This is a genomic window from Streptomyces sp. NPDC001027, from assembly GCF_040299045.1.
Lineage (GTDB): Bacteria > Actinomycetota > Actinomycetes > Streptomycetales > Streptomycetaceae > Streptomyces.
This window is the reverse complement of record NZ_JBEPBI010000020.1, coordinates 45,120-69,846: the sequence shown is the minus strand read 5'-3', so window position 1 is coordinate 69,846 and position 24,727 is coordinate 45,120. Positions and strand designations below refer to the sequence as shown.

The following is a 24,727-nucleotide window of genomic DNA, read 5'->3' as shown; positions in this document are numbered from 1 at the left end:
CGATGTCGGCTCGTCGCATCCTGGGGCTGGAGTCGGTCCCAAGGGTTGGGCTGTTCGCCCATTAAAGCGGTACGCGAGCTGGGTTTAGAACGTCGTGAGACAGTTCGGTCCCTATCCGCTGCGCGCGCAGGAATATTGAGAAGGGCTGTCCCTAGTACGAGAGGACCGGGACGGACGAACCTCTGGTGTGCCAGTTGTTCTGCCAAGGGCATGGCTGGTTGGCTACGTTCGGGAGGGATAACCGCTGAAAGCATCTAAGCGGGAAGCCTGCTTCGAGATGAGTATTCCCACCCACTTGATGGGGTAAGGCTCCCAGTAGACGACTGGGTTGATAGGCCGGATGTGGAAGCCCAGTAATGGGTGAAGCTGACTGGTACTAATAGGCCGAGGGCTTGTCCTCAGTTGCTCGCGTCCACTGTGTTGGTTCTGAAACCACGAACGGCCCCATGCCATGGTCACGGCATGGTGCGGCTGAAACAGTTTCATAGTGTTTCGGTGGTCATAGCGTGAGGGAAACGCCCGGTTACATTCCGAACCCGGAAGCTAAGCCTCACAGCGCCGATGGTACTGCAGGGGGGACCCTGTGGGAGAGTAGGACACCGCCGAACAATCATTGTAGGAAACCCCCGTGCCATTCGGCACGGGGGTTTTCTGCGTTCAGGTGTTTTCGATGTTCCTTTTTTGAAGGGCTCTCCCACGGGAGAGCCCTTTTTGCGCGTCAGAGGCGTCCTGCTGCTTTCAGCGCGAGGTAGGCGTCTGCGAGGGCAGGGGCGAGTTCATCAGGTGTGGCGTCGACGACGGTGACGCCGTGCCGGCGCAGCTGCTCGGCCGTCCTGTGCCGTTCGGTCTGGGACTGGGCGGCGGCTGCGGCCGCGTACACCGCGTCGGCGTCACCGCGTGAGGCGGCCATGCGGGCGATGTGCGGATCGGCTACCGACGCGACGAGGATCGTGTGGCGTTGGGTGAGTTGGGGCAGGACGGGGAGGAGGCCTTCCTCGACCGGGGCGGTGTCCAGTGTCGTCATCAGGACGATCAGGGAGCGGCGGGGGGCTGTGCGCAGGGTTGCGGCGGTGAGGCCGCGGGCGTTCGTTTCGACGAGTTCCGGTTCCAGGGTCGCCATGGCGTTGACCAGGGAGGGGAGGACGTCGCGTGCGGTCCGTCCCTGGACGAGGGCGCGCACCCTGCGGTCGTAGGCGAGAAGGTCGACCCGGTCGCCGGCACGGGACGCCAGGGCGGCGAGGAGGAGCGCCGCGTCCATGGAGGCGTCGAGGCGAGGGGCGTCGTCGACGCGGCCTGCGGAGGTGCGGCCGGTGTCGAGGACCAGGAGGATGTGCCGGTCGCGTTCGGGGCGCCAGGTGCGGACCGCGACGGTGGAGTGGCGGGCTGTGGCCCGCCAGTCGATGGAGCGGGTGTCGTCGCCGGGAACGTATTCACGCAGGCTGTCGAACTCGGTGCCTTCACCGCGGGTCAGGACGCTGGTGCGGCCGTCGAGCTCGCGCAGGCGGGCCAGCTTCGACGGCAGGTGTTTGCGGCTGGTGAAGGGAGGGAGGACGCGTAGGGTCCAGGGGACCTGGTGGGCTCCCTGACGTGAGAAGAGGCCGAGGGGGCCGTAGGAGCGGATGGTGACGCGGTCGGCGTGGTGGTCGCCTCGTCGGCTGGGGCGCAGGCGGGTCGTGATGCGGCGGCGTTCGCCGGGCGGGACCGTCAGACGGTGGCGCGAGGCTTCCGTCTCCGTGCCGGGCTGCCAGCTGCTGGGAGGCCAGGCGTCGCGCAGGTGGGCGCGCAGGGGGCGGCGGGACGGGTTGGTGACGGTGAGGGAGACGTCCGCGGAGTCGCCGAGGCGTGCGGTGGTGTCGCCGGAACGGGTCAGGCCGAGTCTGCGTACGGGGGCGGCCAGTGCGAAGTCGCAGGCGCAGGCCAGGGCCAAGGGCGCGTTGACGGCCAGGATGCCCGTCCAGCCGGGGCCCCAGACGCCGACGGGGAGGGAGCCGAGGGCCGCGAGGAGCGCGGTGCGTCCGGTGAGCGCCATCAGCGGGGGACGGGGACGTGGGCGAGGATCGAGTTGATGACGGAGTCGGCGGTGACGCCTTCCATTTCGGCCTCCGGGCGGAGTTGGACGCGGTGGCGGAGGGTCGGCAGGGCAAGGGCTTTGACGTCGTCGGGGATGACGTAGTCGCGCCCGGTGAGCCAGGCCCACGCGCGCGAGGTGGCCAGGAGGGCGGTCGCGCCGCGCGGGGAGACGCCGAGGGACAGGGAGGGCGACTCGCGGGTGGCGCGGCAGACGTCGACCACATAGGCGGTGATCTCCGCGGAGATCGCCGTTTTGGCGACGGCGGCGCGGGCTGCCTCGAGGTCGGCGGGGCCGGCGACGGGGCGTACGCCGGCGGCGTGCAGGTCGCGGGGGTTGAAGCCTTCGGCGTGGCGCGTGAGGACGTCGATCTCGTCCTGGCGGGAGGGCAGCGGGATCGTCAGTTTGAGGAGGAAGCGGTCCAGCTGGGCTTCCGGGAGGGGGTAGGTGCCCTCGTACTCGACGGGATTCTGGGTCGCGGCGACGAGGAAGGGGTCGGGGAGGTGCCGGGGGACGCCGTCAACGGTGACCTGTCGTTCCTCCATCGCTTCGAGGAGGGACGACTGGGTCTTGGGCGGCGTGCGGTTGATCTCGTCGGCGAGGAGAAGGTTGGTGAAGACGGGGCCGGGCTGGAAGGAGAACTCGGCGGTGCGGGCGTCGTAGACGAGGGAGCCGGTGATGTCGCTCGGCATGAGGTCGGGGGTGAACTGGACGCGTTTGGTGTCGAGTTCGAGTGCCGAGGCGAGGGCGCGGACGAGCAACGTTTTGGCCACTCCGGGGACTCCTTCAAGGAGAACGTGTCCGCGGCAGAGCAGAGCGACGACGAGGCCGGTCACGGCGGGGTCCTGGCCGACCACGGCCTTGGAGATCTCGGCGCGCAGGGCTTCCAGGGAGGCGCGGGCGCGGCCCTGGTCCCCGGTGGTCCCGGCGTTGTCAGTGGTCGGGTCCATCATGGACGGCGTACCTCTCTTTCGAGGGCGTCGAGTTGGTCGGCGAGGGCGATGAGGGCCGCGTCGTCGCCGGGCGGCGGGCCGAAGAGGAGGGAGTGCAGGGCCTGGCCGTTGCCGTGGAGGTGGGCGGTCAGGGCGGGGATGAAGGCTTCGGGCGCGTGCGCCTGGGCTACGGGGACGCCCAGGAGAGGGGCGAGGCGGGTGCGGGTGGTGGAGCGAAGAGCTGTGGCCGCGCGGTCACGGGCGTCGGCCTTGCGGTAGAGGCGGGCGCGGCCTTCGACGGTCTCGGAGGCGCGGATCGCGACGGGGAGTTTCTCGGGGACGAGGGGGCCGAGTCGGCGTGCCCGCCACAGGGCGGCGAGTGCTGCCGCGATGAAGAGTTGCAGGGCGCCCCAGAGCCAGCCGGAGGGGAGCAGGTCGAAGAAGGACTTCTCGTCCTCCGGGTCGGTGGCGGTGGTGTCGGCGAGCGAGGGGAGGTACCAGACGAGATGGCTGCGGGAGCCGAGGAGTTGGAGGGCCAGCGAGGCGTTGCCCTGCTGGTCGAGGCGGTTGTTGTAGAGGATGTCGGGTGCGCCGAGCACGAGGGTGTCGCCGTCGCCGGTGGTGTCGGGCAGGCGCAGCAGGGTGGCCAGGCGCTCGCTGGGGTAGCACTCGTCGGCGTCGGGGCGGCGGGTGGTGTAGCGGATGCCGCCGGTGTCGGCGGGGCCGGCGCGGCGCGCTGCGGGCAGGGTGCAGCCGGGGGAGAGCGTGCTGTCGCGGCTGTTGGCCGGGTCGGCGGTCACGCCGGGGGCGAGGGTTCCCACGGACCAGCTGCTGGGCGCGACGAGGACGGTGCGGCCGCCGGATGCCTGCGTCGCGGTGTACAGCTCTTTTTGCTGATGTTCGGTCAGGAGGTCGGGGGAGGCGACCAGGAGGGTGGTGTCGGGGTCCGCCGCGGTGCGGGCGTCGGCCAGGTCGGTGACGACGCGGGTGGTCACGCCGCGGTCGGCGAGGAGTTCGGCGATCGCGCGGCTGCCGTAGGGGTCGGGGGAGCGTGGGTCGAGGGCGCCGTGACGGGTGTCGGACCGCAGTACGGCGAGGGTGATCGCTGCTGCCAGGAGCAGTGCGAAGGCGAGGGCGGGTCCTCGGGCGCGGGTCCACAGCCGCAGGGCGGTGGGTGGGGCCGAGGTGGTGGGGGGCTTGGCCTCGGGCGTCATTCGGCGGCCCTCCGGCGGGCGGTGTGGGGGTTGTGGGCCGTCAGCTCGGGTTTTGTGCGCTCCAGGTCGAGGTCGAGTGCCGCCATCCGGGCGTACGACTGCTGGGTCGCCCGGCGGCCGCCGTACGTCACGTCGTCGAAGTCGCCGGCGGCGGCGCGCAGCCGGTCGGTGTGGACGGGCAGGCTGCGGCCGGCTTCGGCGGCGGCCTCGTCGGCGGTGCGGCCGGGGCGGGCGTCGAGAAGGGCGCGTTCCTCCAGGGCGCGGACGACGGCGCGCATGCGTTCCTGGACGGCCTGGTTCCAGTGGCCCTGGGCGGCGTGCGCTTCGGCTGCCGCACGGTGTTCGGCGGCGCTGCGGGGGCGGTCGTCGAAGAGTGCGGGGGTGGAGGTGGGGCGGCGGCGCGGTGCGCCCAGCCGCCACCACAGGGCGGCGACGACGGCGACGACGGCGAGGATGACGACCAGCAGGCCGAGGGTGCCGCCGGGAGTGGCGGTCGAGGCGGTGTCGAACAGGTCGCCGATCCAGTCCCAGAGGGTGTCCAGGGCGCGCTGGATCAGGCCGGGGTCGTTCTGGTGGTACAGGTCCTTGGACAGCTCGCGGCGGGCCGCTTCCCGCGCGGGGTCGCGCGGGACGGTCAGCGGCGGTTCGTCGCCCGAGCGGGCCAGGGACAGCGCCGTGCCGTCGCCTGTCCGCAGCAGGGCCCGCACCGCCTTGTCGGCGGCGCGGCACAGCGTTGCCGGGGCTGCGTCGGTGAGGCCGGACAGTGCCCGCAGGGGCAGGCCGTCCGTGTGCGGTGGCGCTGTGAGAACTCCCCCCGTCGCTCTCACCGCATCAGCCCCCCGGAGTGGCGCCAGGGGCGGGGGAACCGTAGTCCTGGAGGCCTGCGGCGCGGGCCAGGTCGAGGTCGAGGGCTTCGCGGCGGATGCGCTGGTCGATGTAGAGGAGCACGATGACGCCGGCCGCGATCGGGAAGGTGATCATCGAGCCGATGACCGAGCCGACGCCGCTGACGATCAGGTACGTCCACCCGTAGTCGTTGCTCGCTTCGACCATGCCGCCGATGCCGCCGTCGCTCAGGGAGGCCCCGAGGAGCGCGAACGGCACGACGACGATCATCGCGATGATGTTCGCGATGAGCAGGGCGAGCAGCTGGATGCCGAAGACGCGCCACCAGGAGCCGCGGGTGAGCTTCGCGGAGCGGCTGAGGGCCTTCTTGATGCCCTGCTTCTCCAGCATCAGCGCGGGGGAGGCCAGGCAGAAGCGGATGAGCAGCCAGAGCACGAGGACGATCGAGCCGAGGATGCCGAAGGCTTTCAGCGCGGCGCCCCCGTCGGTGTTTCCGGCTGCGCTCGCGAGGATGCCCGGCAGCAGGCAGACGAGGACGATGCCGGCGGCGATCAGCATCAGCAGGAAGATCAGGCCGAACAGCCGGGGCAGCTGCGGGCGGGCCTCGCGCCATGCCTCTTTGAGGGTGACGGACTTCCCGAGCACCGCGCGGCTGGTCACGGTGGTGAGCAGGGCGGTCGCGACCACGGTGCCGATGAGGCTGATGAGGAGGACCGGGCCGGAGGCGCGCATGGCGTCGCCCATGGCGTTGAGCTGTTCGTCGGCGGTGGCGCTCGGGTCGCCGAGGGCCGCGGTGTCCGTGGCGTCGTTGAGGATCAGGCCCTGCAGCAGGACGATGAACACCTCGATGACGATCGCGACGGTCAGGGAGATGCCCAGGACCGTGCGCCAGTGGGCGCGCATGGTGGCGACGGCGCCGTCGAGGATCTCGCCCACGCCGAGCGGGCGCAGCGGGATCACGCCGGGCTTGGCGGCGGGCGGCGGGCCGCCCCAGCCGCCGGGAGGGCCGTAACCGCCGTAGCCTCCGGGGCCGCCGTAGCCGCCCGGGCCTCCGGGGTGCCCGCCCGGGCCGGCGGGCGGGTAGGGGCCCCAGTGGTGAACGGGCGGGGGCGGAGGAGGGGGCGGCGGGGGCTGGGCCGGGTTCTGGGGGCCTGCCGGCGCGGACCACTGGCCCGCAGGCGGCTGTTCCTTGGACCACTTCGTGCCGGGGCTCTGCGGGTTCTCGCTCGCGTCCGGGTGCTCCGCGGACTGATCGTCGGCGGGCCGGGCCGCGGGCTCGGCGGGATGGGACGCGCCGGGCTCCTGTCCGTCGGACGGGGCGGATCCGGGCGAGGCCCAGCCCGGAGTGTCTTTCATCGTCGCTCCTTCACGGTGCCCGACCGCGGGCGCGGCGGCAGGTTGGGAGCCATCGTGCCATGGGGTGCTCACCGGGTGACCGGCCGCGGTACGGGCCGGACACCTTCAATGGTCCGTCGGATAGGGGGCAGACTGAGTTCATGGCTGATCAGTACGCGCAATCCGGCGAGGACAAGCGGCCGGCCGAGATACCTGCGATCCGTTGGGAGGAGCTGCCGGAAGGCCCCGTGCTGGTCCTTCTCGACCAGACGAGACTTCCCGCTGAAGAGGTCGAAACGGTGTGCACGGACGCGTCCGCGCTGGTGGAGGCGATCCGGACGCTCGCCGTGCGCGGGGCGCCCTTGCTGGGGATCGCCGGGGCGTACGGCGTCGCGCTCGCCGCCGCCCGCGGCTTCGACGTGGACGAGGCCGCGAACGCGCTCGCGTCGGCCCGCCCCACCGCGGTGAACCTGTCCCTGGGCGTGCGCCGGGCTCGTGGCGCGTACCGGGCGGAGCTCGCCGGGGGCGGCGACCAGGGCGAGGCAGCACGGGCCGCGCTGGCGGCCGCACGGCAGCTGCACCGGGAGGACGCCGAGGCCAGCGCCCGGATGGCCGCGCACGGACTGGCGCTGCTCGACGAACTCCTGCCCGGCGGCGGGCACCGGGTCCTCACCCACTGCAACACCGGGGCGCTGGTGTCGGGCGGCGAGGGGACGGCGTTCGCGGTGGCGCTCGCGGCGCACCGGGTGGGTCGGCTGCGCCGCCTGTGGGTGGACGAGACACGTCCGCTGCTGCAGGGCGCCCGTCTCACCGCGTACGAGGCGGCGCGCAGCGGCATGGCGTACACCCTGCTGACGGACAACGCCGCGGGTTCGCTGTTCGCGGCGGGCGAGGTGGACGCGGTGCTGATCGGGGCGGACCGCATCGCGGGGGACGGGTCGGTGGCGAACAAGGTGGGGAGCTATCCGCTCGCGGTCCTGGCCCGCTACCACCATGTGCCGTTCATCGTGGTGGCGCCGGTGACGACGGTCGATCTCACGACGCCGGACGGGGCGTCGATAGAGGTGGAGCAGCGTCCGGGGTACGAGGTGACGGAGACCGCGGCGCCGCAGGCGCCGGTGACGGGGGCGGGCGCGGGGATGCCGGTGGCGCCGCTGGGGACGCAGGCGTACAACCCGGCGTTCGACGTGACGCCGCCCGAGCTGGTGACGGCGATCGTCACGGAGGAGGGAGTGATCTCACCCGTGACGGCCGAAGCGCTCGCGGAGCTGTGCGCCAAGGCGGGCAGGGGCGCCGCCGGGACAGAGGCCGAGGTCGAGGCGACGGCCGTGGCCGGGAATGAGGCCGAGGCTCAGGTCGGAGGCGGGGGACTCGGGCAGTCCTGACTCGGGTGGTTCCGACTCGGGCGGTCCTGGCGCGGGCGGCTCTGACTCGGGTTGTTCTGGCCCGGGGGTCCCGATCGGAGCGGTCTGGCCTCGCCCGGGTGATCCGCCGGGTGGGCGGGGCGCCGGTGCGGGCCGTCAGTGTCGGGCGTCGGGGCCGGTTCGTGAGCGGGAAACCGGCGCTCCCTGTCTCGTCAGTCCCATGCGTTGAAGACCGCCCCGCCCCAGGTGGTGATGCCGTAGAGGCGGATCGCGCGCCACTCGGCCTGGGACAGGCCGGAGGTGTCCACGTCGGCAAGAGGCGTGGTGAGCTGCTCTCGGTCGAGCACCACGAACCCGGCGTGCGCGAAGACGTCGGCCCAGGTCGGCGGCGGGGCGAACTCCTCGCCGTACCAGTTCCTGCGCATCCGGGCGAACGCGATCCAGGGGTGGTGGGCGTGGCACAGGACGATGCGCTCGCCTGCGCCTGCGCCTGCGCCTGCGCCTGCGCCTGCGCCTGCGCCTGCGCCTGCGCCTGCGCCTTCGACGACCGACGCGGTGTGGAACGTGGACGGGTATGCCTGTTCCTCGACCTCGCCCACCGTCCCTCCGGCAGCGCGAGCGGCCGCATGCAGAGCGCCCCTGAAGGCCCGTAGGTCGGTCTCGGGGAGGGGGCCGTCCTTCGGCGGACGAAAGCCCGTCGCGCCGCGCGGCAGGCTGGAGCCGGTGTTCTCGTCGTCCGCCATGCAGTCATCTTGCCGCCAGAGCTCCGACGCGCGTCCCACGCCTGGGCACGGCTCCTCGGGGTCCAGGCAAGCGGCGAGGGTCGGGGCACTGCATGCTGGTGCTGCCGAGATCGTCTGGTGGGAGGCGGGCCGACATCTGTGCTGACATCGACGTCTGCGGACCGGGGCAGACAGTGACCGCCCCGTACGACTATCGTCACTGGCCGGTGAGCCTTCTCACCTGCGCCTCCTTCACCGTTATGAGAATGGGATGATGTCGTTTATGAAGGGACGAGTCCTTGTCGTCGACGACGACACCGCACTGGCCGAGATGCTCGGCATTGTGCTGCGTGGTGAAGGTTTCGAGCCGTCTTTCGTGGCCGACGGCGACAAGGCGCTGGCTGCGTTCCGTGAGGCGAAACCCGATCTGGTGCTGCTGGACCTGATGCTGCCCGGCCGGGACGGCATCGAGGTGTGCCGCCTGATCAGGGCGGAGTCCGGCGTGCCGATCGTGATGCTCACGGCGAAGAGCGACACCGTCGATGTGGTCGTCGGACTGGAGTCCGGCGCCGACGACTACATCGTGAAGCCGTTCAAGCCGAAGGAGCTGGTCGCCCGCATCCGCGCCCGGCTGCGGAGGTCGGAGGAGCCGGCGCCCGAACAGCTCGCCATAGGCGACCTCGTCATCGACGTGGCCGGCCACTCCGTCAAGCGGGAGGGCCAGTCGATCGCGCTGACCCCGCTGGAGTTCGACCTGCTGGTCGCCCTGGCGCGCAAGCCCTGGCAGGTGTTCACCCGCGAGGTCCTCCTCGAGCAGGTGTGGGGCTACCGGCACGCCGCCGACACCCGCCTGGTCAACGTACATGTGCAGAGGCTGCGCTCGAAGGTCGAGAAGGACCCGGAGCGGCCGGAGATCGTGGTGACCGTCCGTGGCGTCGGATACAAGGCAGGACCCAGCTGACATGTCGCAGGACAGTGCCGCTTCGGCCCCCGGCCGGTCCGGGGCCCGTCCGGAGCGGCCTGTCGGCCGTGGGACAGCGGGTTCACGCTTCGCGCGCCTCCTCGAAGGCGGGCTGCTGCAGGGCGGGGTGAAGGGCAGCCCCGTCCTCAGGCTGCTGATGCGCTGGATACGCCGGCCGCTGCTGCCGGTCATGCGGCTGTGGCGGCGCAACATCCAGCTGAAGGTGGTCGCCACCACCCTGCTGATGTCGCTCGGGGTCGTCCTGCTGCTGGGCTTCGTCGTGATCGGGCAGGTGCGCAACGGCCTGCTGGACGCCAAGGTCAAGGCATCGCAGAGCCAGGCCACGGGCGGGTTCGCCGTGGCCAAGCAGAAGGCCGACGAGGCCGCGGGCACGCCCGCCGACGGAGGGACCCCGGCGGACGGCCGCACCTCGCAGAACGTCATCGAATGGATGAGCGAGCTCGTGCTGTCGCTGTCCAGCGGCGGCCAGGGCGCCTTCGACGTGGTGACCCTGCCCCCCGGCTTCGACAACGGCGGCGGATACGGACCGCGCGCCTCCGGATACGTCGACCCCAACAAGAGCGTTCCCGAGAACCTCCGCGCGCGGGTCAACACCGGCGCCGGCGCCTTCCAGAGCTACTCCCGCATCGACTACCTCAACGACAAGGAATCCCAGCCCGCCCTCGTCATCGGCAAGCAGGTCAACGACCCCAACGGCGACCCGTACGAGCTGTACTACCTCTTCCCGCTCACCCAGGAGGAGAAGTCGCTCAGCCTGGTCAAGGGCACGCTGGCGACCGCCGGACTCTTCGTCGTCGTCCTCCTCGGAGCCATCGCCTGGCTCGTCGTACGGCAGGTCGTCACCCCCGTGCGGATGGCCGCCGGGATCGCCGAGCGGCTGTCCGCCGGGCGGCTCCAGGAACGGATGAAGGTCACCGGCGAGGACGACATCGCACGGCTCGGCGAGGCCTTCAACAAGATGGCCCAGAACCTCCAACTGAAGATCCAGCAGCTGGAGGACCTGTCGCGGATGCAGCGGCGGTTCGTGTCCGACGTCTCGCACGAGCTGCGGACACCGCTGACCACCGTGCGCATGGCCGCAGACGTCATCCACGACGCCCGGGTCGACTTCGACCCCGTCACCGCGCGGTCCGCGGAACTCCTCGCCGACCAGCTCGACCGCTTCGAGACGCTCCTCGCCGACCTGCTCGAGATCAGCCGCTTCGACGCCGGCGCCGCCGCCCTCGAGGCTGAGCCGATCGACCTCAGGGAGGTCGTGCGGCGCGTCGTCAGCGGGGCCGCGCCGCTCGCCGAACGCAAGGGGACGACCGTCCGCGTCATCGGCGACCAGCAGCCCGTCGTCGCCGAGGCCGACGCCCGGCGCGTGGAACGCGTGCTGCGCAACCTGGTCGTCAACGCCGTCGAACACGGCGAGGGCAAGGACGTCGTCGTCAAACTGGCATCCGCGGGCGGAGCCGTCGCGATCGCCGTGCGCGACTACGGCGTCGGACTCAAGCCCGGCGAGGCCACCCGCGTCTTCAGCCGGTTCTGGCGCGCCGACCCGGCACGCGCGCGTACCACCGGCGGCACCGGCCTCGGGCTGTCCATCGCCCTGGAGGACGCGCGACTGCACGGCGGCTGGCTGCAGGCCTGGGGAGAGCCCGGCGGCGGGTCCCAGTTCCGGCTGACGCTGCCCAGGACCGCCGACGAACCACTGCGAGGCTCGCCGATACCGCTCGAGCCCAAGGACTCCCGCCGCAACCGCGGCGAACTCGACGACGCCGGCCAGCCGCGCCGCGGCGGTGAGAAGAGCGCCACCGTGCCGGTGCAGCCCGCGGGCGAGCAGCAGTCGGCCGCCCGTACACCGCTCGCCCCCCGCACCTCCGCCCCCACCGTCGACCCCACGGCACTGCCCGGCAACGGCGCGCGCGTGGTGCCCCGTACGGGCGCTGCGCCGGGGACGCACACGGGTGGCGGAACACGACACGACGACTCGTCCGGTGACGGGACGACGTCGGCGGGCGGGGCGACAGGCGCCGACGGGCGCGACCGGCACGAGCAGCGGCACGGGCACGGGCACGGACAGAGCGGGACTGCTGCGGACCGGCCGGACTCCGCGGCCGAGAGCGCGGACAAGCAAGGGGAGGCATCTCGTGGGCGCTGAGAAGCGCGAAGGGGGAACCCGGCGCACGCCGGGGCGCGCGACGGCGTACGCCGTCTGCGGAGTCGTCCTGCTGGCCGGGTGCGCCTCGATGCCCGACAGCGGCGACCTGCGCGGAGTCGAGTCCACCCCGGGACAGGACACCCAGGTCCGGGTGTTCGCCATGCCGCCCCGCGACGACGCACAGCCCCTGGAGATCCTCCAGGGCTTCCTGGAAGCGCTCACCAGCGACGACCCCAGCTACTCCACGGCACGCCAGTACCTGACCGGGAAAGCCGCCCAGAAATGGCAGCCCGAACGGTCCACGACCGTCCTCGCGGACGGTCCGGCGACCATGACCGGACCCGCCGGGAACCGGGAGGGCGACGACCGCTCGTACATCCTCTCCGGCTCCAGGGTCGCCGTCGTGGACGCCCAGCAGGCGTACACGCCCGCCTCGGGCGACTACGGCCAGACCATCCACCTCGTCCGTGACAACAAGAACGGGCAGTGGCGCATCGACGCCCTCCCCGACGGCGTCGTCATGGGCAAGTCGGACTTCCAGCGCAACTACGTGTCCGTCAACAAGTACTACTTCGCCTCCGACACCGCCGTCGAGGGATCCGGGCAGCCCGTGGCCGTCGCCGACCCCGTCTACGTCCGCGGACGGGTCGACCCCATGACCCAGATGGTGCGCTCGGTGCTCAGCGGCCCCACCAGCTGGCTGCGCCCCGTCGTCAGATCCGGATTCCCCACCGGAACCGCACTCGCCAAGGGCGTCACCTCGCTGACCCCGGACGACCAGAACAAACTCACCGTCCCGCTGAACGACAAGGCCGCCCACATCGGACAGGCCAAGTGCGACGAGATGGCGGCCCAGCTGCTGTTCTCCCTCCAGAGCCTGACCCCCACCGTCGGCGGGATCGCCCTGCGCGCGGGCGGCAGCCAACTGTGCTCCCTGTCCGAGGACCAGGCCAAGACCGTCGCCGCACGCGGCTCCCGGAGCGACCCCGGCTACCTGTACTTCATCGACGGCCAGCACCGTCTCGTCCGGATGGCGGCCGGCAGCGGCGACACCAAGGCCGACCCCGTCCCCGGAGCCCTCGGCGCCGGCGCCACCGCCCTGCGCTCCGTGGCGGTGGCCCGCGACGAACGCAGCGCGGCAGGAGTGGCCCTGGACGGCAAGGCGCTCTACGTCACCTCCACCCTCTCCGGCAGCGCCGTCGGCAACCCCGTCCTGCAGAGCACCGGCAAGACGGAGTCCGACCGGCTCACCACCCCCAGCTGGGACGCCGAGGGCAACCTCTGGGTGGCCGACCGCAACCCCGCCGACCCGCGGCTGCTCCTGCTGCAGAAGGGCGGAGGGGAGCCGCTGAAGGTCCTCACCCCGGGGCTCGACGGCCGTGTCGACGCCGTGCGCGTGGCGGCCGACGGGGTGCGCATCGCCCTCGTCGTGGACAAGGGCGGCAAGCAGTCGCTGCTCATCGGGCGCATCGAGCGCACCGGCGGCACCGAACCGCCGTCCCTCTCGGTCCAGGAACTGCGTTCCGCGACACCCGAGTTGGAACAGGTCCGGGCGGTGTCCTGGGCCGGGGACAGCCGGCTCGTGGTCGTCGGACGGGAAGCCGGCGGCGTCGAGCAGGTGCAGTACGTGCAGAGCGACGGCTCGATCCCCGAGGCGGGCACACTGCCCGGACTCACCGAGGTCACCAGCATCGCCGCCTCCGAGGACAGCGACGCCCCGCTCTTCGCCACCTCCAAGAACGGGCTGCTGTGGCTGCCCGGCGGAAGCGGATGGCGGACGCTGAAGGAAACCGCCTCGATGGCGCTCTACCCGGGATAGATCTTTTTCGGCTCTCCACGCCTGTCTCGGCTTGCCCTTCGCCCGGGCGTGGAGTTGCGCTTCGAGTTCACCGATCGGCTCCTCGCCTTCGCGTTCCCCGGGTTTCGGCGGTCGCATCCGTTGGACGCCGTCACTGTGCGCTGCTCCGAGGCGAAGGCGAGAGGGCGCCGTTTTCGGCCGCTGTTTTTCGTTTGCGTTGGCCAATTGCGCCGGCCGTCGCCTTCCGCGGAGTTGTCCACGGAGTTGTCCACAGGACTGTCGGACGGTTTTCCACAGGGGTTTTCCACAGGGGTGGTGAATCTCTTCCCGAGTCGGCACAGTGATCCACGTGGAAGGCGTTCGCGGGTGGTGGCAGGAACTGGCCGGCCTGATGCTGCCCGCCGAGTGCGGAGGCTGCGGAAGGGCACGCACAGTGATCTGCCCGCGATGCTGTGCCGCACTGTGCGACACCGCGCCGTTCCGGGTGCGCCCTGCGCCGCAGCCCCCCGGGCTGCCCTCCGTGCACGCGGCCGCCCGGTACGCCGACGAGGTCCGTGCGGTGCTGCTCGCCCACAAGGAACGCGGCGCGCTGCCACTCGCACGACCGCTCGGAGCGGCGCTGGCGGGGGCGGTACGGGCGGGGATGAGGGAGGCGGGGGTGGGGTGGGGGGAGGGGGAGGGGGCCCCGCCCCCAGGAGACGTTCTGCTGGTCCCCGTCCCCTCCGCCCCTGCCGCCGTCCGGGCCCGTGGTCATGATCCGGCGCGGCGGATCGCGCTGGCGGCGGCCGGTGAGTTGCGGCGGGCCGGGGTTCCGGCGCGGGTGGCGGCGGTGCTGCGGCAGCGGCGGGCCGTGGCCGACCAGTCGGGGCTCGACGCCCGGCGGCGGTGGGACAACCTGGTGGGTGCGCTGGCGGTGGCGCCCGGCGGGGCGCGGTTGTTGTGCGGCGGTCCGGTGGTCCTCGTCGACGATCTGGTGACGACCGGTGCTTCGCTGGCGGAGGCTGCCCGGGCCGTCCGGGAGGCGGTTCGGGCGGTCGCACGGGCGGGGCAGACCGGGACCGAGCGCTCGCCGGGGGCGACGGGTCGGCCGGACACGGCTGCGGGAGCGGGGCAGCCGGGGGTCAGGGCGGCTACCGGGGTGGATGTGCCGTCGGGGCTGGGCCCTGGACGACGGGCGAACGTGAGGCCGAGGCAGGGGGCGGGGTCGGGGCCGGGGCTGGGACGACGGGCGGAGCCGGGGTATCGGGTGGAGGGTGGAGGGGACGGGGAGGAGATGGCGAGGGAGGTGTGTGGTGGAGGCGCGGGGGCCGTGTATGCGGGGTTCGCGAGGGAAGGCAGAAGGGAAGAGTCGTCCGGAGCGAGGGAGGAAGCCATCGACGGGACGGACGGGACGTGCGGGGCGTCGGTGCGACCGGCCGGTGCGGCGGGCGTCCGGGGGCCCTCGGGGGCCGCTGGAGGCGCGGGGGCCGCGAGACCCATGGGTCCGTCCGGCGCCGCTCCGTGGCATGCCGGGGGCGCCGGCGTTGTCCTCTGCGCGGCCGTGGTCGCGGCTTCGCCGACTCTTTAGAAATAAACCGGAACTGACTCAGATCTTGCGTCGTTGCAGGTAATGAGAGAGTCAATTCACCTGAACGGAGGTACGCCGCAGTAGAGGGTGACGACATCCGTCCGGGCGAGATATGTTCGGTTGTGAGGGAAAGCCGCAGGCCACACCCTCTCAAATCCGAATGCCGTGCTGCGGTTTTGGTCATCGCCCGCAGCACCTGGGGTGTAGATCTCGTCGATGGGGGAGGAGGAGGTGGAAGTCGCCAAGTCGGAGGTTCCGGTGCTCGCCGGAGCCTGGTGCAAAAGGGAGACGCTCCGCGGGAGAAGCGGAGTGATCCGGGAACGGAGTTCTGCGTGGACATCGTCGTCAAGGGCCGCAAGACCGAGGTGCCCGAGCGGTTCCGCAAGCACGTGGCCGAGAAGCTGAACCTGGAGAAGATCCAGAAGCTCGACGGCAAGGTGATCAGCCTCGACGTCGAGGTGTCCAAGGAGCCCAACCCCCGACAAGCCGACCGGTGCGACCGAGTGGAGATCACGCTTCGCTCGCGCGGCCCGGTGATCCGGGCGGAGGCGGCCGCCAGCGACGCTTACGCGGCACTCGACCTGGCGGCGGAGAAGCTGGACGCCCAGCTGCGCAAGCAGCACGACAAGCGATACACGCGCCGTGGGGCCCGCAGGCTGTCCGCGGCTGAGGTTCCCGACCATGTTCCGGGTGTGGCGACGCTCAACGGCAACGGCCGTCCCGTCCCCTCCGAGGAGTCGGAGAGCGTGCCGACGAAGCGCATCGGATCGATCGAGGTGCAGGGCGACGGCCCCCTCGTGGTCCGTGAGAAGACGCACGTCGCAGCTCCGATGACGCTCGACCAGGCCCTCTACGAGATGGAACTGGTCGGACACGACTTCTATCTGTTCGTCGACTCCGAGACGAAGCAGCCCAGCGTCGTCTACCGACGGCACGCCTACGACTACGGCGTGATCTACCTCGACACCGACCCGATGGTGGCCCAGGCGCACTCACCCGAGGCGGGTGGCGCGCTGGGCGGCTGACGCCCCCGGGTGACGGTTGAGCGGTGTGCCCCTGGAGAGCGCGTGTGCGCCCCCGGGGGCACCCGTGTGCGACCCCTTGGTCGAGTCGCTCTGTCACCGCGTTGTCGTCCGGGCATGGAATCATGGCAGGGCGGCCCAACCGATGGGTCGTTGCCTTGGGTTGGCGATGGCTCAGGACCACGGCCGCAGCCTTCAGGGGGAGGAACGATGGCGGACAGCTTCGGACCGATGCGTGACGAGGGCGCCCACGAGGGTGTCGTCGGCATGGGCCCGGACGCGGGTGATGACGGCACTTCAGGCAAGGAGCCGATCAGAGTCCTTGTCGTGGACGACCACGCCCTGTTCCGCCGCGGCCTGGAGATCGTGCTCGCGGCCGAGGAGGACATCCAGGTCGTCGGTGAGGCGGGTGACGGCGCCGAGGCCGTGGACAAGGCGGCCGACCTGCTGCCCGACATCGTGCTGATGGACGTGCGAATGCCCAAGCGCGGCGGCATCGAGGCGTGCACCTCCATCAAGGAGGTCGCTCCCAGCGCGAAGATCATCATGTTGACGATCAGCGACGAGGAGGCCGACCTCTACGAGGCGATCAAGGCGGGCGCGACCGGTTACCTCCTCAAGGAGATCTCCACGGACGAGGTCGCCACCGCGATCCGCGCGGTCGCCGACGGGCAGTCGCAGATCAGCCCCTCGATGGCGTCGAAGCTGCTCACCGAGTTCAAGTCGATGATCCAGCGGACCGACGAGCGCCGGCTCGTCCCCGCGCCGCGGCTGACGGACCGGGAGCTGGAGGTGCTCAAGCTGGTCGCCACGGGCATGAACAACCGTGACATCGCCAAGGAGTTGTTCATCTCCGAGAACACCGTGAAGAACCATGTGCGCAACATCCTGGAGAAGCTGCAGCTGCACTCCAGGATGGAGGCGGTGGTGTACGCGATGCGGGAGAAGATCCTCGAGATCCGCTGACGACTGCCCCCGCCCGCCCGCCCGCCTGGCCGGCCGAATCGATGCGATTCGTCGGACGCGGCCCCTCGGCCGTCGTGATGCGGTGGGGTCAGGCGAGTGCGCGGGCGAGTTCCGCGGCGAGCGGTTCGCGTAGCTCCGGGGAGTCCACGCGCTCGACGCGCACGTCCGTGCAGTCCACCCAGGTCGCGGCTTCGAGCAGGGCCTGAGCGACCGCCGGGACCGCTTTCCGGCCGTCCAGGGTGACCTGCTTGGCGACGAGGGTGCGGCCCTCGCGGGCCGGATCCACGCGGCCGACGAGCCGGCCGCCGGACAGGACCGGCATCGCGAAGTAGCCGTGGATCCGCTTCGGCTTGGGGACGTAGGCCTCCAGGCGGTGGGTGAAGCCGAAGATCCGCTCGGTGCGTGCCCGCTCCCAGATCAGGGAGTCGAAGGGGGACAGGAGCGTGGTGCGGTGGCGGCCGCGCGGAGCCGTCTCCACCGCGGCCGGATCGGCCCATGCGGGCTTGCCCCAGCCCTCGACCGTGACCGGGACCAGACCGGAGTCGGCGATCACCGCGTCGACCTGTTCGCCCTTGAGGCGGTGGTAGTCGGCGATGTCCGCGCGCGTGCCGACGCCGAGGGACTGGCCGGCCAGGAGGACGAGGCGGCGCAGGCATTCGGCGTCGTCGAGCTCGTCGTGCAGCAGGGCGGCGGGTACGGCGCGTTCGGCGAGGTCGTACACGCGCTTCCAGCCGCGGCGCTCGACGCAGACCACCTCGCCGTACATCAGTGCGCGTTCCACGGCGACCTTGGTGCCGGACCAGTCCCACCACTCGCTGGTCTTCTTCGCTCCGCCCAGGTCCGTGGCGGTGAGGGGGCCCTCGGCGCGGAGCTGCTTGAGGACCTGGTCGTAGGTGCCTTCGGGGAGGTCGTGGTTCCAGTGCGGCCTGTTGCGGTAGGCGCGGCGGCGGAAGGCGAAGTGCGGCCATTCCTCGATGGGGAGGATGCAGGCGGCGTGGGACCAGTACTCGAAGGCGTGGGTGTCGTGCCAGTAGGCGTGTTCCACCGTCTTGCGGCCCACGGCGCCCAGGCGGGCGTAGGGGATCAGCTCGTGGGAGCGGGCCAGGACCGAGATGGTGTCGAGCTGGACCGCGCCGAGGTGGCGGAGCACGCCACGGACGCCGGCCTTGCGGTCGGGCGTGCCGAGGAAGCCCTGTGCGCGCAGGGCGATGCGGCGGGCTTCGTCTGCGGAGAGCTCGGCGGCGGGGCGCGGGGTCGTCATGGTGCGCACGATAGGCGGTGGGTCTGACAGAGGCCGGTGAGCTGGGGTTTTGCGGGGCGGCGGTCGTGCGGCGGTGGCGTGGCGGTCGCGCGGTGCTGGTTCGGGTGCGGCGGTGGCGTGGCGGTCGTGTTGTGCTGTTTTCGGGTGCGGCGGGCGGATCGGGGTTCGGCGGTCGGTGCGGGGTGTGGGCGTTCGTCGGCCCGACGGGATGGGCGGGCGTCAGTCGTCCGACGGGGCGGGTATGTACGGGGCGGTGGACGGGAGTCCCAGGTCCGAGGGGAGCAGGGAGGCGATCCAGCAGTCCCGTCGTACGCCCTTGTTGTCGATGGCTGAGCGCAGGGCGCCCTCCGGGGTGAAGCCGGCGTGCTCCGCCACGGCGAGGGAGGGGGCGTTGCCGACTTCCGCCCGCCATTCGACGCGGTCGACGCCGAGGGCGGTGAAGGCCCAGCGGGTCGCGGTGCGGGCGGCCTCGGTGGTGTAGCCGCGGCCTCGGTGTTCCTTGACGGCCCAGAAGCCGATCTCTGCGGTGCCCGGGGAGCGCATGGTGAGGCTGAGGACGCCGGTGAGGGCTCCGCCTGGGAGGAAGACGCCGAAGGTGAACATCGCGCCGGTGGTCCAGCCCTCCGGTGCGATCAGCTCGACGAAGCTTCGCGCGTGTTCGGGGAGGTAGGGGGACGGGATGGTCGTCCAGCGCTGGATGTCGGGGTCCTGGGCCGCCGTGTAGACGGCTTCGGTGTCCTCGGGTCCGAGGGGGCGCAGGACGAGGCGGGCGCTGGTGAGGGTGACGGGCGGTTGCTCCATCGGCCGATTCTGCGGGGAGGGCGCGGCGGCCGCCATCGGATTGCCTCGTGTGAGCGGGTGATCACAATTCGCGCACTTCGTTTGGCGGACGCGGCACCATCGGCGGCGCCCGGCCGTTGTCCTCTTTGAAGAAGATTTGGGTGAAGCCGCGCAGCGGTTGCAGTCGTCGTCACGGCAGGCCTCCCGGCGTGGTGGGGTCCTCGCATACGATGGCCGTTGCTCAGTGAGTCAAATGGAAACCGTCCGTCCTAGGCCCGACCGGCAAGGAGACCAACCCCCGTGTCCGTCCTCTCGAAGATCATGCGTGCAGGCGAAGGCAAGATCCTGCGCAAGCTGCACCGCATCGCGGACCAGGTCAACTCCATCGAAGAGGACTTCGTCGACCTCTCCGACGCCGAGCTGCGGGCCCTCACCGAGGAGTACAAGCAGCGGTACGCCGACGGTGAGAGCCTGGACGACCTGCTGCCCGAGGCGTTCGCCACCGTGCGCGAGGCCGCCAAGCGCGTTCTGGGTCAGCGTCACTACGACGTGCAGATCATGGGCGGCGCGGCCCTGCACCTCGGCTATGTGGCGGAGATGAAGACCGGTGAGGGCAAGACCCTCGTCGGCACGCTGCCCGCGTATCTGAACGCGCTGTCCGGCAAGGGCGTCCACCTGATCACGGTGAACGACTACCTGGCCGAGCGCGACTCCGAGATGATGGGCCGCGTCCACAAGTTCCTGGGTCTCGAGGTCGGCTGCATCCTGGCCAACATGACGCCGGCCCAGCGGCGCGAGCAGTACGCGTGCGACATCACCTACGGCACGAACAACGAGTTCGGCTTCGACTACCTGCGCGACAACATGGCGTGGGCGCAGGACGAGCTGGTCCAGCGCGGCCACAACTTCGCCATCGTGGACGAGGTCGACTCCATCCTGGTCGACGAGGCGCGCACGCCGCTGATCATCTCCGGTCCGGCCGACCAGGCCACCAAGTGGTACGGCGACTTCGCGAAGCTGGTGACCCGCCTGAAGAGGGGCGAGGCGGGCAACCCGCTCAAGGGCATCGAGGAGACCGGCGACTACGAGGTCGACGAGAAGAAGCGCACGGTCGCCATCCACGAGAGCGGTGTCAGCAAGGTCGAGGACTGGCTGGGCATCGACAACCTCTACGAGTCGGTGAACACGCCTCTGGTGGGCTACCTGAACAACGCCATCAAGGCGAAGGAGCTCTTCAAGAAGGACAAGGACTACGTCGTCATGGACGGCGAAGTCATGATCGTCGACGAGCACACCGGTCGTATCCTCGCCGGTCGCCGTTACAACGAGGGCATGCACCAGGCGATCGAGGCGAAGGAAGGGGTGGACATCAAGGACGAGAACCAGACGCTCGCCACGATCACCCTTCAGAACTTCTTCCGTCTCTACAAGCGCCACAACCACGACGGCAAGGAACAGCCCGGTCTGTGCGGCATGACCGGTACGGCGATGACCGAGGCCGCCGAGTTCCACCAGATCTACAAGCTCGGCGTGGTGCCGATCCCGACGAACCGGCCGATGGTCCGCAAGGACCAGTCGGACCTGATCTACCGCACCGAGGTCGCGAAGTTCGAGGCGGTCGTCGACGACATCGCGGAGAAGCACGAGAAGGGTCAGCCGATCCTCGTCGGCACGACGTCGGTCGAGAAGTCCGAGTACCTGTCGCAGCAGTTGTCCAAGCGGGGCATCCAGCACGAGGTGCTGAACGCCAAGCACCACGAGCGTGAGGCGTCGATCGTCGCCCAGGCCGGCCGTCGGGGCGCGGTCACGGTGGCGACGAACATGGCCGGCCGTGGCACGGACATCAAGCTCGGCGGCAACCCCGACGACCTCGCCGAGGCGGAGCTGCGTCAGCGCGGCCTCGACCCGGAGGAGCACATCGAGGAGTGGGCGGCCGCGCTGCCGGCCGCTCTGGAGAAGGCCGAGCAGGCCGTCAAGGCCGAGTTCGACGAGGTCAAGGAGCTGGGCGGCCTCTATGTGCTCGGCACCGAGCGGCACGAGTCGCGTCGTATCGACAACCAGCTGCGCGGTCGTTCCGGCCGTCAGGGCGACCCGGGCGAGTCCCGGTTCTACCTGTCGCTGGGCGACGACCTGATGCGGCTGTTCAAGGCGCAGATGGTCGAGCGCGTGATGTCGATGGCGAACGTGCCGGACGACGTGCCGATCGAGAACAAGATGGTCACGCGTGCGATCGCGTCCGCGCAGTCGCAGGTGGAGCAGCAGAACTTCGAGACGCGTAAGAACGTCCTGAAGTACGACGAGGTGCTCAACCGTCAGCGTGAGGTCATCTACGGCGAGCGGCGTCGTGTGCTGGAGGGTGAGGACCTGCAGGAGCAGATCCAGCACTTCATGGACGACACGATCGACGCGTACGTCGGCGCGGAGACCGCCGAGGGCTTCCCGGAGGACTGGGACCTGGACCGGCTGTGGGGCGCCTTCAAGCAGCTCTACCCGGTGAAGGTGACGGTGGAGGAGCTGGAGGAGGCGGCCGGCGACCGGGCCGGTCTGACGGCCGAGTTCATCTCCGAGTCCATCAAGGACGACATCCGCGAGCAGTACGAGTCGCGTGAGTCGCAGCTCGGCTCGGAGATCATGCGTGAGCTGGAGCGCCGGGTCGTGCTGTCGGTCCTGGACCGCAAGTGGCGTGAGCACCTCTATGAGATGGACTACCTCCAGGAGGGCATCGGTCTGCGCGCGATGGCGCAGAAGGACCCGCTGGTGGAGTACCAGCGTGAGGGCTTCGACATGTTCTCCGCGATGATGGACGGCATCAAGGAGGAGTCCGTCGGCTACCTGTTCAACCTGGAGGTCCAGGTCGAGCAGCAGGTCGAGGAGGTCCCGGTGGAGGACGCGGCCGACAAGGACAAGCAGGACGTGGTGCCGGCGCAGGCGGGTTCGCGTCCGGAGATCCGCGCGAAGGGGCTGGACGCTCCGCAGCGTCGTCAGCTGCACTTCTCGGCGCCCACGGTGGACGGCGAGGGCGGCACGATCGAGGGTGACTTCGACAGCGACGACGACGAGCCGGTCCGTTCCGCGGCTGACGGTCTCACGCGCGCGGAGCGCCGCAAGCAGGCGAAGGCCGGGCGGCGCCGCAAGAAGTAAGCAGCGCGGTGCGCGGTCGCTGCGGCGGCTGTGCGGCGGTTGTGCAGCGGTTTGAGGGCCGGGTCACCTTTGGGTGGCCCGGCCCTTCCGTGCGCCCAGGGCCGTGTGTCTGTCGGGGCGGGACCAGGGCCGGGGTCGGGGGCGGGGTCGTTTCAGCCGTCGTGGGTGAGGGGCGTGCGGGGGCCGCCGAGTTCCACGGCGGTGCAGCGCCAGCGGCGGTCCGTGCCGAGTTCCAGGCGGAAGGCCATCGCGCGCAGGCGGTCGCCGGCGCCGATGCGGGCGAAGGCCTCGATGGCGCCGGGGCGTGGGACGTAGTAGCCGATGTCGCGGACGACGGCACGGGCGCCGTGAGCGGTGCGCAGGGGGCCGCTTTCGGCGAGGTGGGCGAGGTCGTCGTAGGCCCGGCCGAGGGTGTGCCGGAGCATGTAGTGGACGGGGCGGCGGCCGGTCAGGACGGCGAGGAGGCGGTCCGCGAAGAGGTCGGTGGGGCGGGGCTGGGCGAGAGGGCGGCGCGGGGCCTGGGAAGGGGCCGCGGGGGAGTCGTCGGTGGGCGGGACGGGCGGGCGGTGGCCGGCCGGGGTGCGGGGCGGGGCGGTGCGCGGGGCGCCGCCGTCGGGAGTGCGGGGCGGGGCGCCGGCGGGGCGGCGGGTGTCGCGGCGGCCCGGAGGGCGGGCGCCGGGAGGGCGGGAGCCGCTGGGGCGGGCGCCGGGGTGGTGCGGTGTCCTCGTCATGACCTTGTCCATGGGGGTCCCCGTTCGCTGGGCTCTTGGAGCTGTGCTTCTACCGAGCGGTAACTTGCTGCTGTGGATCTTGTACGGGGTCGTGGCCCGCGGGGGCAAGGAAGCGGCGGGGTGGGTGGCAGGGGCTGGAAGGTTCACCTATCAGGGGTGCGGCAGGACGTCCGGGGCCCGGTGTCATGGGCCTTGGCCGGGTGAATCCGGGGTGCGGGGTTGACGCCTGGAGGGGTGTGGGCGGGGACTCGAAAGGGGACGCCCGCACGTATCCTGAAGGCCCTCCGGAAGGTGCGGAACCGTGCCGCCCGGGGCACCGAGCCCGAGTCGGCGATCCGAGCCGGCGACCACGAGAAGAGCGGCCAGCCATGCGCGTCTACGTCCCCCTGACCCTCCCCGGCCTCGCCGAGGCGCACAAGACGGGTGAGCTGGGAGCCGGGCCGCTCGTCGCGTACGCCGTCACGCCCGCGTTGCGCGAGTGGTACCTCTCCGACGACACCGAGGAGCTGGAGTACGCGGCGCTCGGCAGGGCGGCGCTCGCCTCACTGCGGCTCATGGACGTGGACCCGGGCGCGCCGCGGCGGCGGGTCGTGGTCGCCGTCGACGTGCCGGACCGGACGGTCGTCGTCGGCCCGGGGCGCGGGTCCGACCTTGACGCGTCGGATGCGTCGGGCGCGTCGGGCGCGTCGGAGACGCCTGGCGGGCCGGGCGAGGTGCGGGTGAGCGGCGTCGTGCGGCTGGCCAAGGCGGCCGCGGTGCACCTCGACGCGCCGGAGGCCGAGGCGGACGTGACCGCGGCCGTGCGGGCGCTCGCCGCGGCGGACGGCGGGGACGACGACGCGCAGGCCGTCGTGGACGCGGCCGAGGACCACGAGCTGCTCTGGTTCGCCCCGCAGGAGATCGCGAGCCTCCTGGGCTCCGGAGCCTGAGCGCGGCGCCACCCCGAGCGCCGAGGCCCGCCGGACGTACCTCGGCCCATAGGCGCCTGCGGGCGTGCCAGGCGGCCTCGGCCTGCCCGGCCCCTCCGAACCACACCTCGGTGCGCCCGTACCTCCGGGGCCGGGGCTCACTTGGCTGTCGGTGGCGGCGGGTACTTTTGCAGACATGGGGAAGCAGCAAGCGGCGCACATCGTCTGGGACTGGAACGGCACGCTGTTCCACGACAACGACGCGATCATCGGGGCGACGAACGCGGCGTTCGTCGAGTTGGGGCTGGAGCCGATCACGCTGGAGCAGTACCGGGCGCTGTACTGCGTGCCGGTGCCGAAGTTCTACGAGCGGCTGATGGGCAGACTGCCCACCGACGCCGAGTGGGAGCTGATGGACGGGGTCTTCCACCGGTACTACGCCGAGCACCGGGTGCGGTGCGGGCTCACCGAGGGCGCGGCGGAGCTGCTCGCGGGGTGGCGGTCGGCGGGGCACAGTCAGTCGCTGCTGAGCATGTACGTGCACGACGAACTCGTGCCGCTGGTCCGGGGGTTCGGGATCGAGCCGCACTTCGTCCGGGTCGACGGGCGGATCGGCCCATCCGGGGGCAGCAAGGCCGAGCACATGGTGCGGCATCTGGCGGCGCTCGCCGGTGTGGAGCCGGCGCGCACGGTGGTGATCGGGGACGCGGCCGACGACGCGGTGGCCGCGCTGCATGCGGGGGCGAAGGCGGTGCTGTACACCGGTGGGTCGCACAGCCGGGCCAGCCTGGAGGGGGTCGGGGCGCCGGTGGTGGACACGCTGGCGGAGGCGGTGGAGACGGCGGGGCGTATCGCCGCGTAGGCCTCCGGCGGTGGGGCGGATCCTGCGGGGGCTCGGGTGAGCGGGGTGGGGTGGGGGTGGGGGCCCAGGGTGTCTCGCCCCCGCC

At 71.4% G+C, this 24,727-nt stretch carries 17 protein-coding genes, 2 rRNA genes and 2 pseudogenes; 12 read left to right on the top strand and 9 right to left on the bottom strand.

Features of this window, described 5'->3' with window-relative positions:
- Both ABT300_RS09360 and rrf read left to right on the top strand, forming a co-directional pair.
- A 23S ribosomal RNA gene (locus ABT300_RS09360) occupies positions 1–400 on the top strand; the annotation flags it as partial.
- Between the two features lie 91 nt (positions 401–491).
- Positions 492–608, top strand: a 5S ribosomal RNA gene (rrf, locus tag ABT300_RS09355).
- Positions 609–718: 110 nt separating this feature from the next.
- Here the strand turns inward: rrf and ABT300_RS09350 are convergent.
- The 5 genes from ABT300_RS09350 to ABT300_RS09330 are packed head-to-tail and all read right to left on the bottom strand — an operon-like array spanning position 719 to position 6,416.
- On the bottom strand, positions 719–2,029 hold the full coding sequence (locus ABT300_RS09350) for a DUF58 domain-containing protein (RefSeq protein ID WP_351673674.1): 1,311 nt from the start codon (positions 2,027–2,029) through the stop codon (positions 719–721).
- A complete protein-coding gene (locus ABT300_RS09345) occupies positions 2,029–3,018 on the bottom strand; it encodes an AAA family ATPase (RefSeq protein ID WP_351673679.1) in 990 nt (329 codons plus the stop codon). Before ABT300_RS09345 ends, ABT300_RS09350 begins: the two co-directional genes overlap by 1 nt.
- Positions 3,018–4,214, bottom strand: a complete 1,197-nt coding sequence (locus ABT300_RS09340) for a DUF4350 domain-containing protein (RefSeq protein WP_351673673.1) — start codon at positions 4,212–4,214, stop codon at positions 3,018–3,020. The genes ABT300_RS09345 and ABT300_RS09340 overlap by 1 nt, the downstream gene beginning before the upstream one ends.
- Positions 4,211–5,041 carry a DUF4129 domain-containing protein gene (locus ABT300_RS09335; protein WP_502977903.1) on the bottom strand — a complete coding sequence of 277 codons (831 nt, stop codon included), beginning with the start codon at positions 5,039–5,041 and terminating at the stop codon, positions 4,211–4,213. The genes ABT300_RS09340 and ABT300_RS09335 overlap by 4 nt, the downstream gene beginning before the upstream one ends.
- 4 nt (positions 5,042–5,045) lie before the next feature.
- Complete coding sequence (locus ABT300_RS09330) at positions 5,046–6,416, bottom strand: DUF7847 domain-containing protein (RefSeq protein ID WP_351673672.1); 1,371 nt, start codon at positions 6,414–6,416, stop codon at positions 5,046–5,048.
- A 140-nt stretch (positions 6,417–6,556) separates the two neighbouring features.
- Between ABT300_RS09330 and mtnA the strand changes: the two are divergent.
- Positions 6,557–7,678, top strand: a pseudogene (mtnA, locus tag ABT300_RS09325) (S-methyl-5-thioribose-1-phosphate isomerase); the annotation flags it as partial.
- A gap of 293 nt (positions 7,679–7,971) precedes the next feature.
- On the opposite strand, the gene ABT300_RS09320 reads toward mtnA, so the two are convergent.
- Positions 7,972–8,502 (bottom strand): hypothetical protein, encoded by a 531-nt coding sequence (locus ABT300_RS09320; RefSeq protein WP_351673671.1) that lies wholly within the window; start codon positions 8,500–8,502, stop codon positions 7,972–7,974.
- Positions 8,503–8,752: 250 nt separating this feature from the next.
- Between ABT300_RS09320 and mtrA the strand changes: the two genes are divergently transcribed.
- The 6 genes and pseudogenes from mtrA to ABT300_RS09290 all read left to right on the top strand — a co-directional run bounded on the left by mtrA (position 8,753) and on the right by ABT300_RS09290 (position 16,959).
- Complete coding sequence (mtrA, locus tag ABT300_RS09315; RefSeq protein ID WP_187281934.1) at positions 8,753–9,442, top strand: two-component system response regulator MtrA; 690 nt, start codon at positions 8,753–8,755, stop codon at positions 9,440–9,442.
- A gap of 1 nt (position 9,443) precedes the next feature.
- Positions 9,444–11,606 carry an MtrAB system histidine kinase MtrB gene (gene mtrB / locus ABT300_RS09310; protein WP_502977902.1) on the top strand — a complete coding sequence of 721 codons (2,163 nt, stop codon included), beginning with the start codon at positions 9,444–9,446 and terminating at the stop codon, positions 11,604–11,606.
- Positions 11,596–13,425 (top strand): LpqB family beta-propeller domain-containing protein, encoded by a 1,830-nt coding sequence (locus tag ABT300_RS09305; RefSeq protein ID WP_351673670.1) that lies wholly within the window; start codon positions 11,596–11,598, stop codon positions 13,423–13,425. The genes mtrB and ABT300_RS09305 overlap by 11 nt, the downstream gene beginning before the upstream one ends.
- A 370-nt stretch (positions 13,426–13,795) precedes the next feature.
- Positions 13,796–14,453, top strand: a pseudogene (locus ABT300_RS09300) (ComF family protein); the annotation flags it as partial.
- Positions 14,454–15,303: 850 nt separating this feature from the next.
- On the top strand, positions 15,304–15,996 hold the full coding sequence (gene hpf, locus ABT300_RS09295) for a ribosome hibernation-promoting factor, HPF/YfiA family (protein WP_319280232.1): 693 nt from the start codon (positions 15,304–15,306) through the stop codon (positions 15,994–15,996).
- A gap of 207 nt (positions 15,997–16,203) precedes the next feature.
- On the top strand, positions 16,204–16,959 hold the full coding sequence (locus tag ABT300_RS09290) for a response regulator (RefSeq protein WP_351673669.1): 756 nt from the start codon (positions 16,204–16,206) through the stop codon (positions 16,957–16,959).
- An 88-nt stretch (positions 16,960–17,047) separates the two neighbouring features.
- Here ABT300_RS09290 and ABT300_RS09285 read toward each other — a convergent pair whose 3' ends face one another.
- Together ABT300_RS09285 and ABT300_RS09280 are read right to left on the bottom strand one after the other, a co-directional pair.
- On the bottom strand, positions 17,048–18,220 hold the full coding sequence (locus ABT300_RS09285; RefSeq protein ID WP_351673668.1) for a winged helix-turn-helix domain-containing protein: 1,173 nt from the start codon (positions 18,218–18,220) through the stop codon (positions 17,048–17,050).
- Between the two features lie 219 nt (positions 18,221–18,439).
- A complete protein-coding gene (locus tag ABT300_RS09280) occupies positions 18,440–19,021 on the bottom strand; it encodes a GNAT family N-acetyltransferase (protein ID WP_351673667.1) in 582 nt (193 codons plus the stop codon).
- A gap of 279 nt (positions 19,022–19,300) precedes the next feature.
- On the opposite strand from ABT300_RS09280, the gene secA reads away from it, so the two are divergent.
- The gene (gene secA, locus ABT300_RS09275) at positions 19,301–22,141 is read left to right on the top strand and encodes a preprotein translocase subunit SecA (RefSeq protein WP_351673666.1); all 2,841 of its coding nucleotides are present in this window, start codon (positions 19,301–19,303) and stop codon (positions 22,139–22,141) included.
- Positions 22,142–22,293: 152 nt separating this feature from the next.
- On the opposite strand, the gene ABT300_RS09270 is transcribed toward secA, so the two are convergent.
- Positions 22,294–22,884 (bottom strand): Rv3235 family protein, encoded by a 591-nt coding sequence (locus ABT300_RS09270; RefSeq protein WP_502977901.1) that lies wholly within the window; start codon positions 22,882–22,884, stop codon positions 22,294–22,296.
- A 356-nt stretch (positions 22,885–23,240) separates the two neighbouring features.
- On the opposite strand from ABT300_RS09270, the gene ABT300_RS09265 reads away from it, so the two are divergent.
- The gene (locus ABT300_RS09265; protein ID WP_351673664.1) at positions 23,241–23,801 is read left to right on the top strand and encodes a DUF6912 family protein; all 561 of its coding nucleotides are present in this window, start codon (positions 23,241–23,243) and stop codon (positions 23,799–23,801) included.
- A 175-nt stretch (positions 23,802–23,976) separates the two neighbouring features.
- Positions 23,977–24,642 carry an HAD family hydrolase gene (locus tag ABT300_RS09260; protein WP_351673663.1) on the top strand — a complete coding sequence of 222 codons (666 nt, stop codon included), beginning with the start codon at positions 23,977–23,979 and terminating at the stop codon, positions 24,640–24,642.
- Positions 24,643–24,727: the final 85 nt, after the last annotated feature.

Bases quoted from the DNA above. Each gene is read 5' to 3' on its own strand.
- ABT300_RS09280 (WP_351673667.1), bottom strand. From the start codon at position 19,021: ATGGAGCAACCGCCCGTCACCCTCACCAGCGCCCGCCTCGTCCTGCGC.
- ABT300_RS09350 (WP_351673674.1), bottom strand. From the start codon at position 2,029: ATGGCGCTCACCGGACGCACCGCGCTCCTCGCGGCCCTCGGCTCCCTC.
- ABT300_RS09270 (WP_502977901.1), bottom strand. From the start codon at position 22,884: ATGGACAAGGTCATGACGAGGACACCGCACCACCCCGGCGCCCGCCCC.
- ABT300_RS09320 (WP_351673671.1), bottom strand. From the start codon at position 8,502: ATGGCGGACGACGAGAACACCGGCTCCAGCCTGCCGCGCGGCGCGACG.
- ABT300_RS09290 (WP_351673669.1), top strand. From the start codon at position 16,204: ATGGCGGACAGCTTCGGACCGATGCGTGACGAGGGCGCCCACGAGGGT.
- mtrA (WP_187281934.1), top strand. From the start codon at position 8,753: ATGATGTCGTTTATGAAGGGACGAGTCCTTGTCGTCGACGACGACACC.
- ABT300_RS09330 (WP_351673672.1), bottom strand. From the start codon at position 6,416: ATGAAAGACACTCCGGGCTGGGCCTCGCCCGGATCCGCCCCGTCCGAC.
- ABT300_RS09340 (WP_351673673.1), bottom strand. From the start codon at position 4,214: ATGACGCCCGAGGCCAAGCCCCCCACCACCTCGGCCCCACCCACCGCC.
- mtrB (WP_502977902.1), top strand. From the start codon at position 9,444: ATGTCGCAGGACAGTGCCGCTTCGGCCCCCGGCCGGTCCGGGGCCCGT.
- ABT300_RS09345 (WP_351673679.1), bottom strand. From the start codon at position 3,018: ATGGACCCGACCACTGACAACGCCGGGACCACCGGGGACCAGGGCCGC.
- ABT300_RS09265 (WP_351673664.1), top strand. From the start codon at position 23,241: ATGCGCGTCTACGTCCCCCTGACCCTCCCCGGCCTCGCCGAGGCGCAC.
- ABT300_RS09285 (WP_351673668.1), bottom strand. From the start codon at position 18,220: ATGACGACCCCGCGCCCCGCCGCCGAGCTCTCCGCAGACGAAGCCCGC.
- ABT300_RS09260 (WP_351673663.1), top strand. From the start codon at position 23,977: ATGGGGAAGCAGCAAGCGGCGCACATCGTCTGGGACTGGAACGGCACG.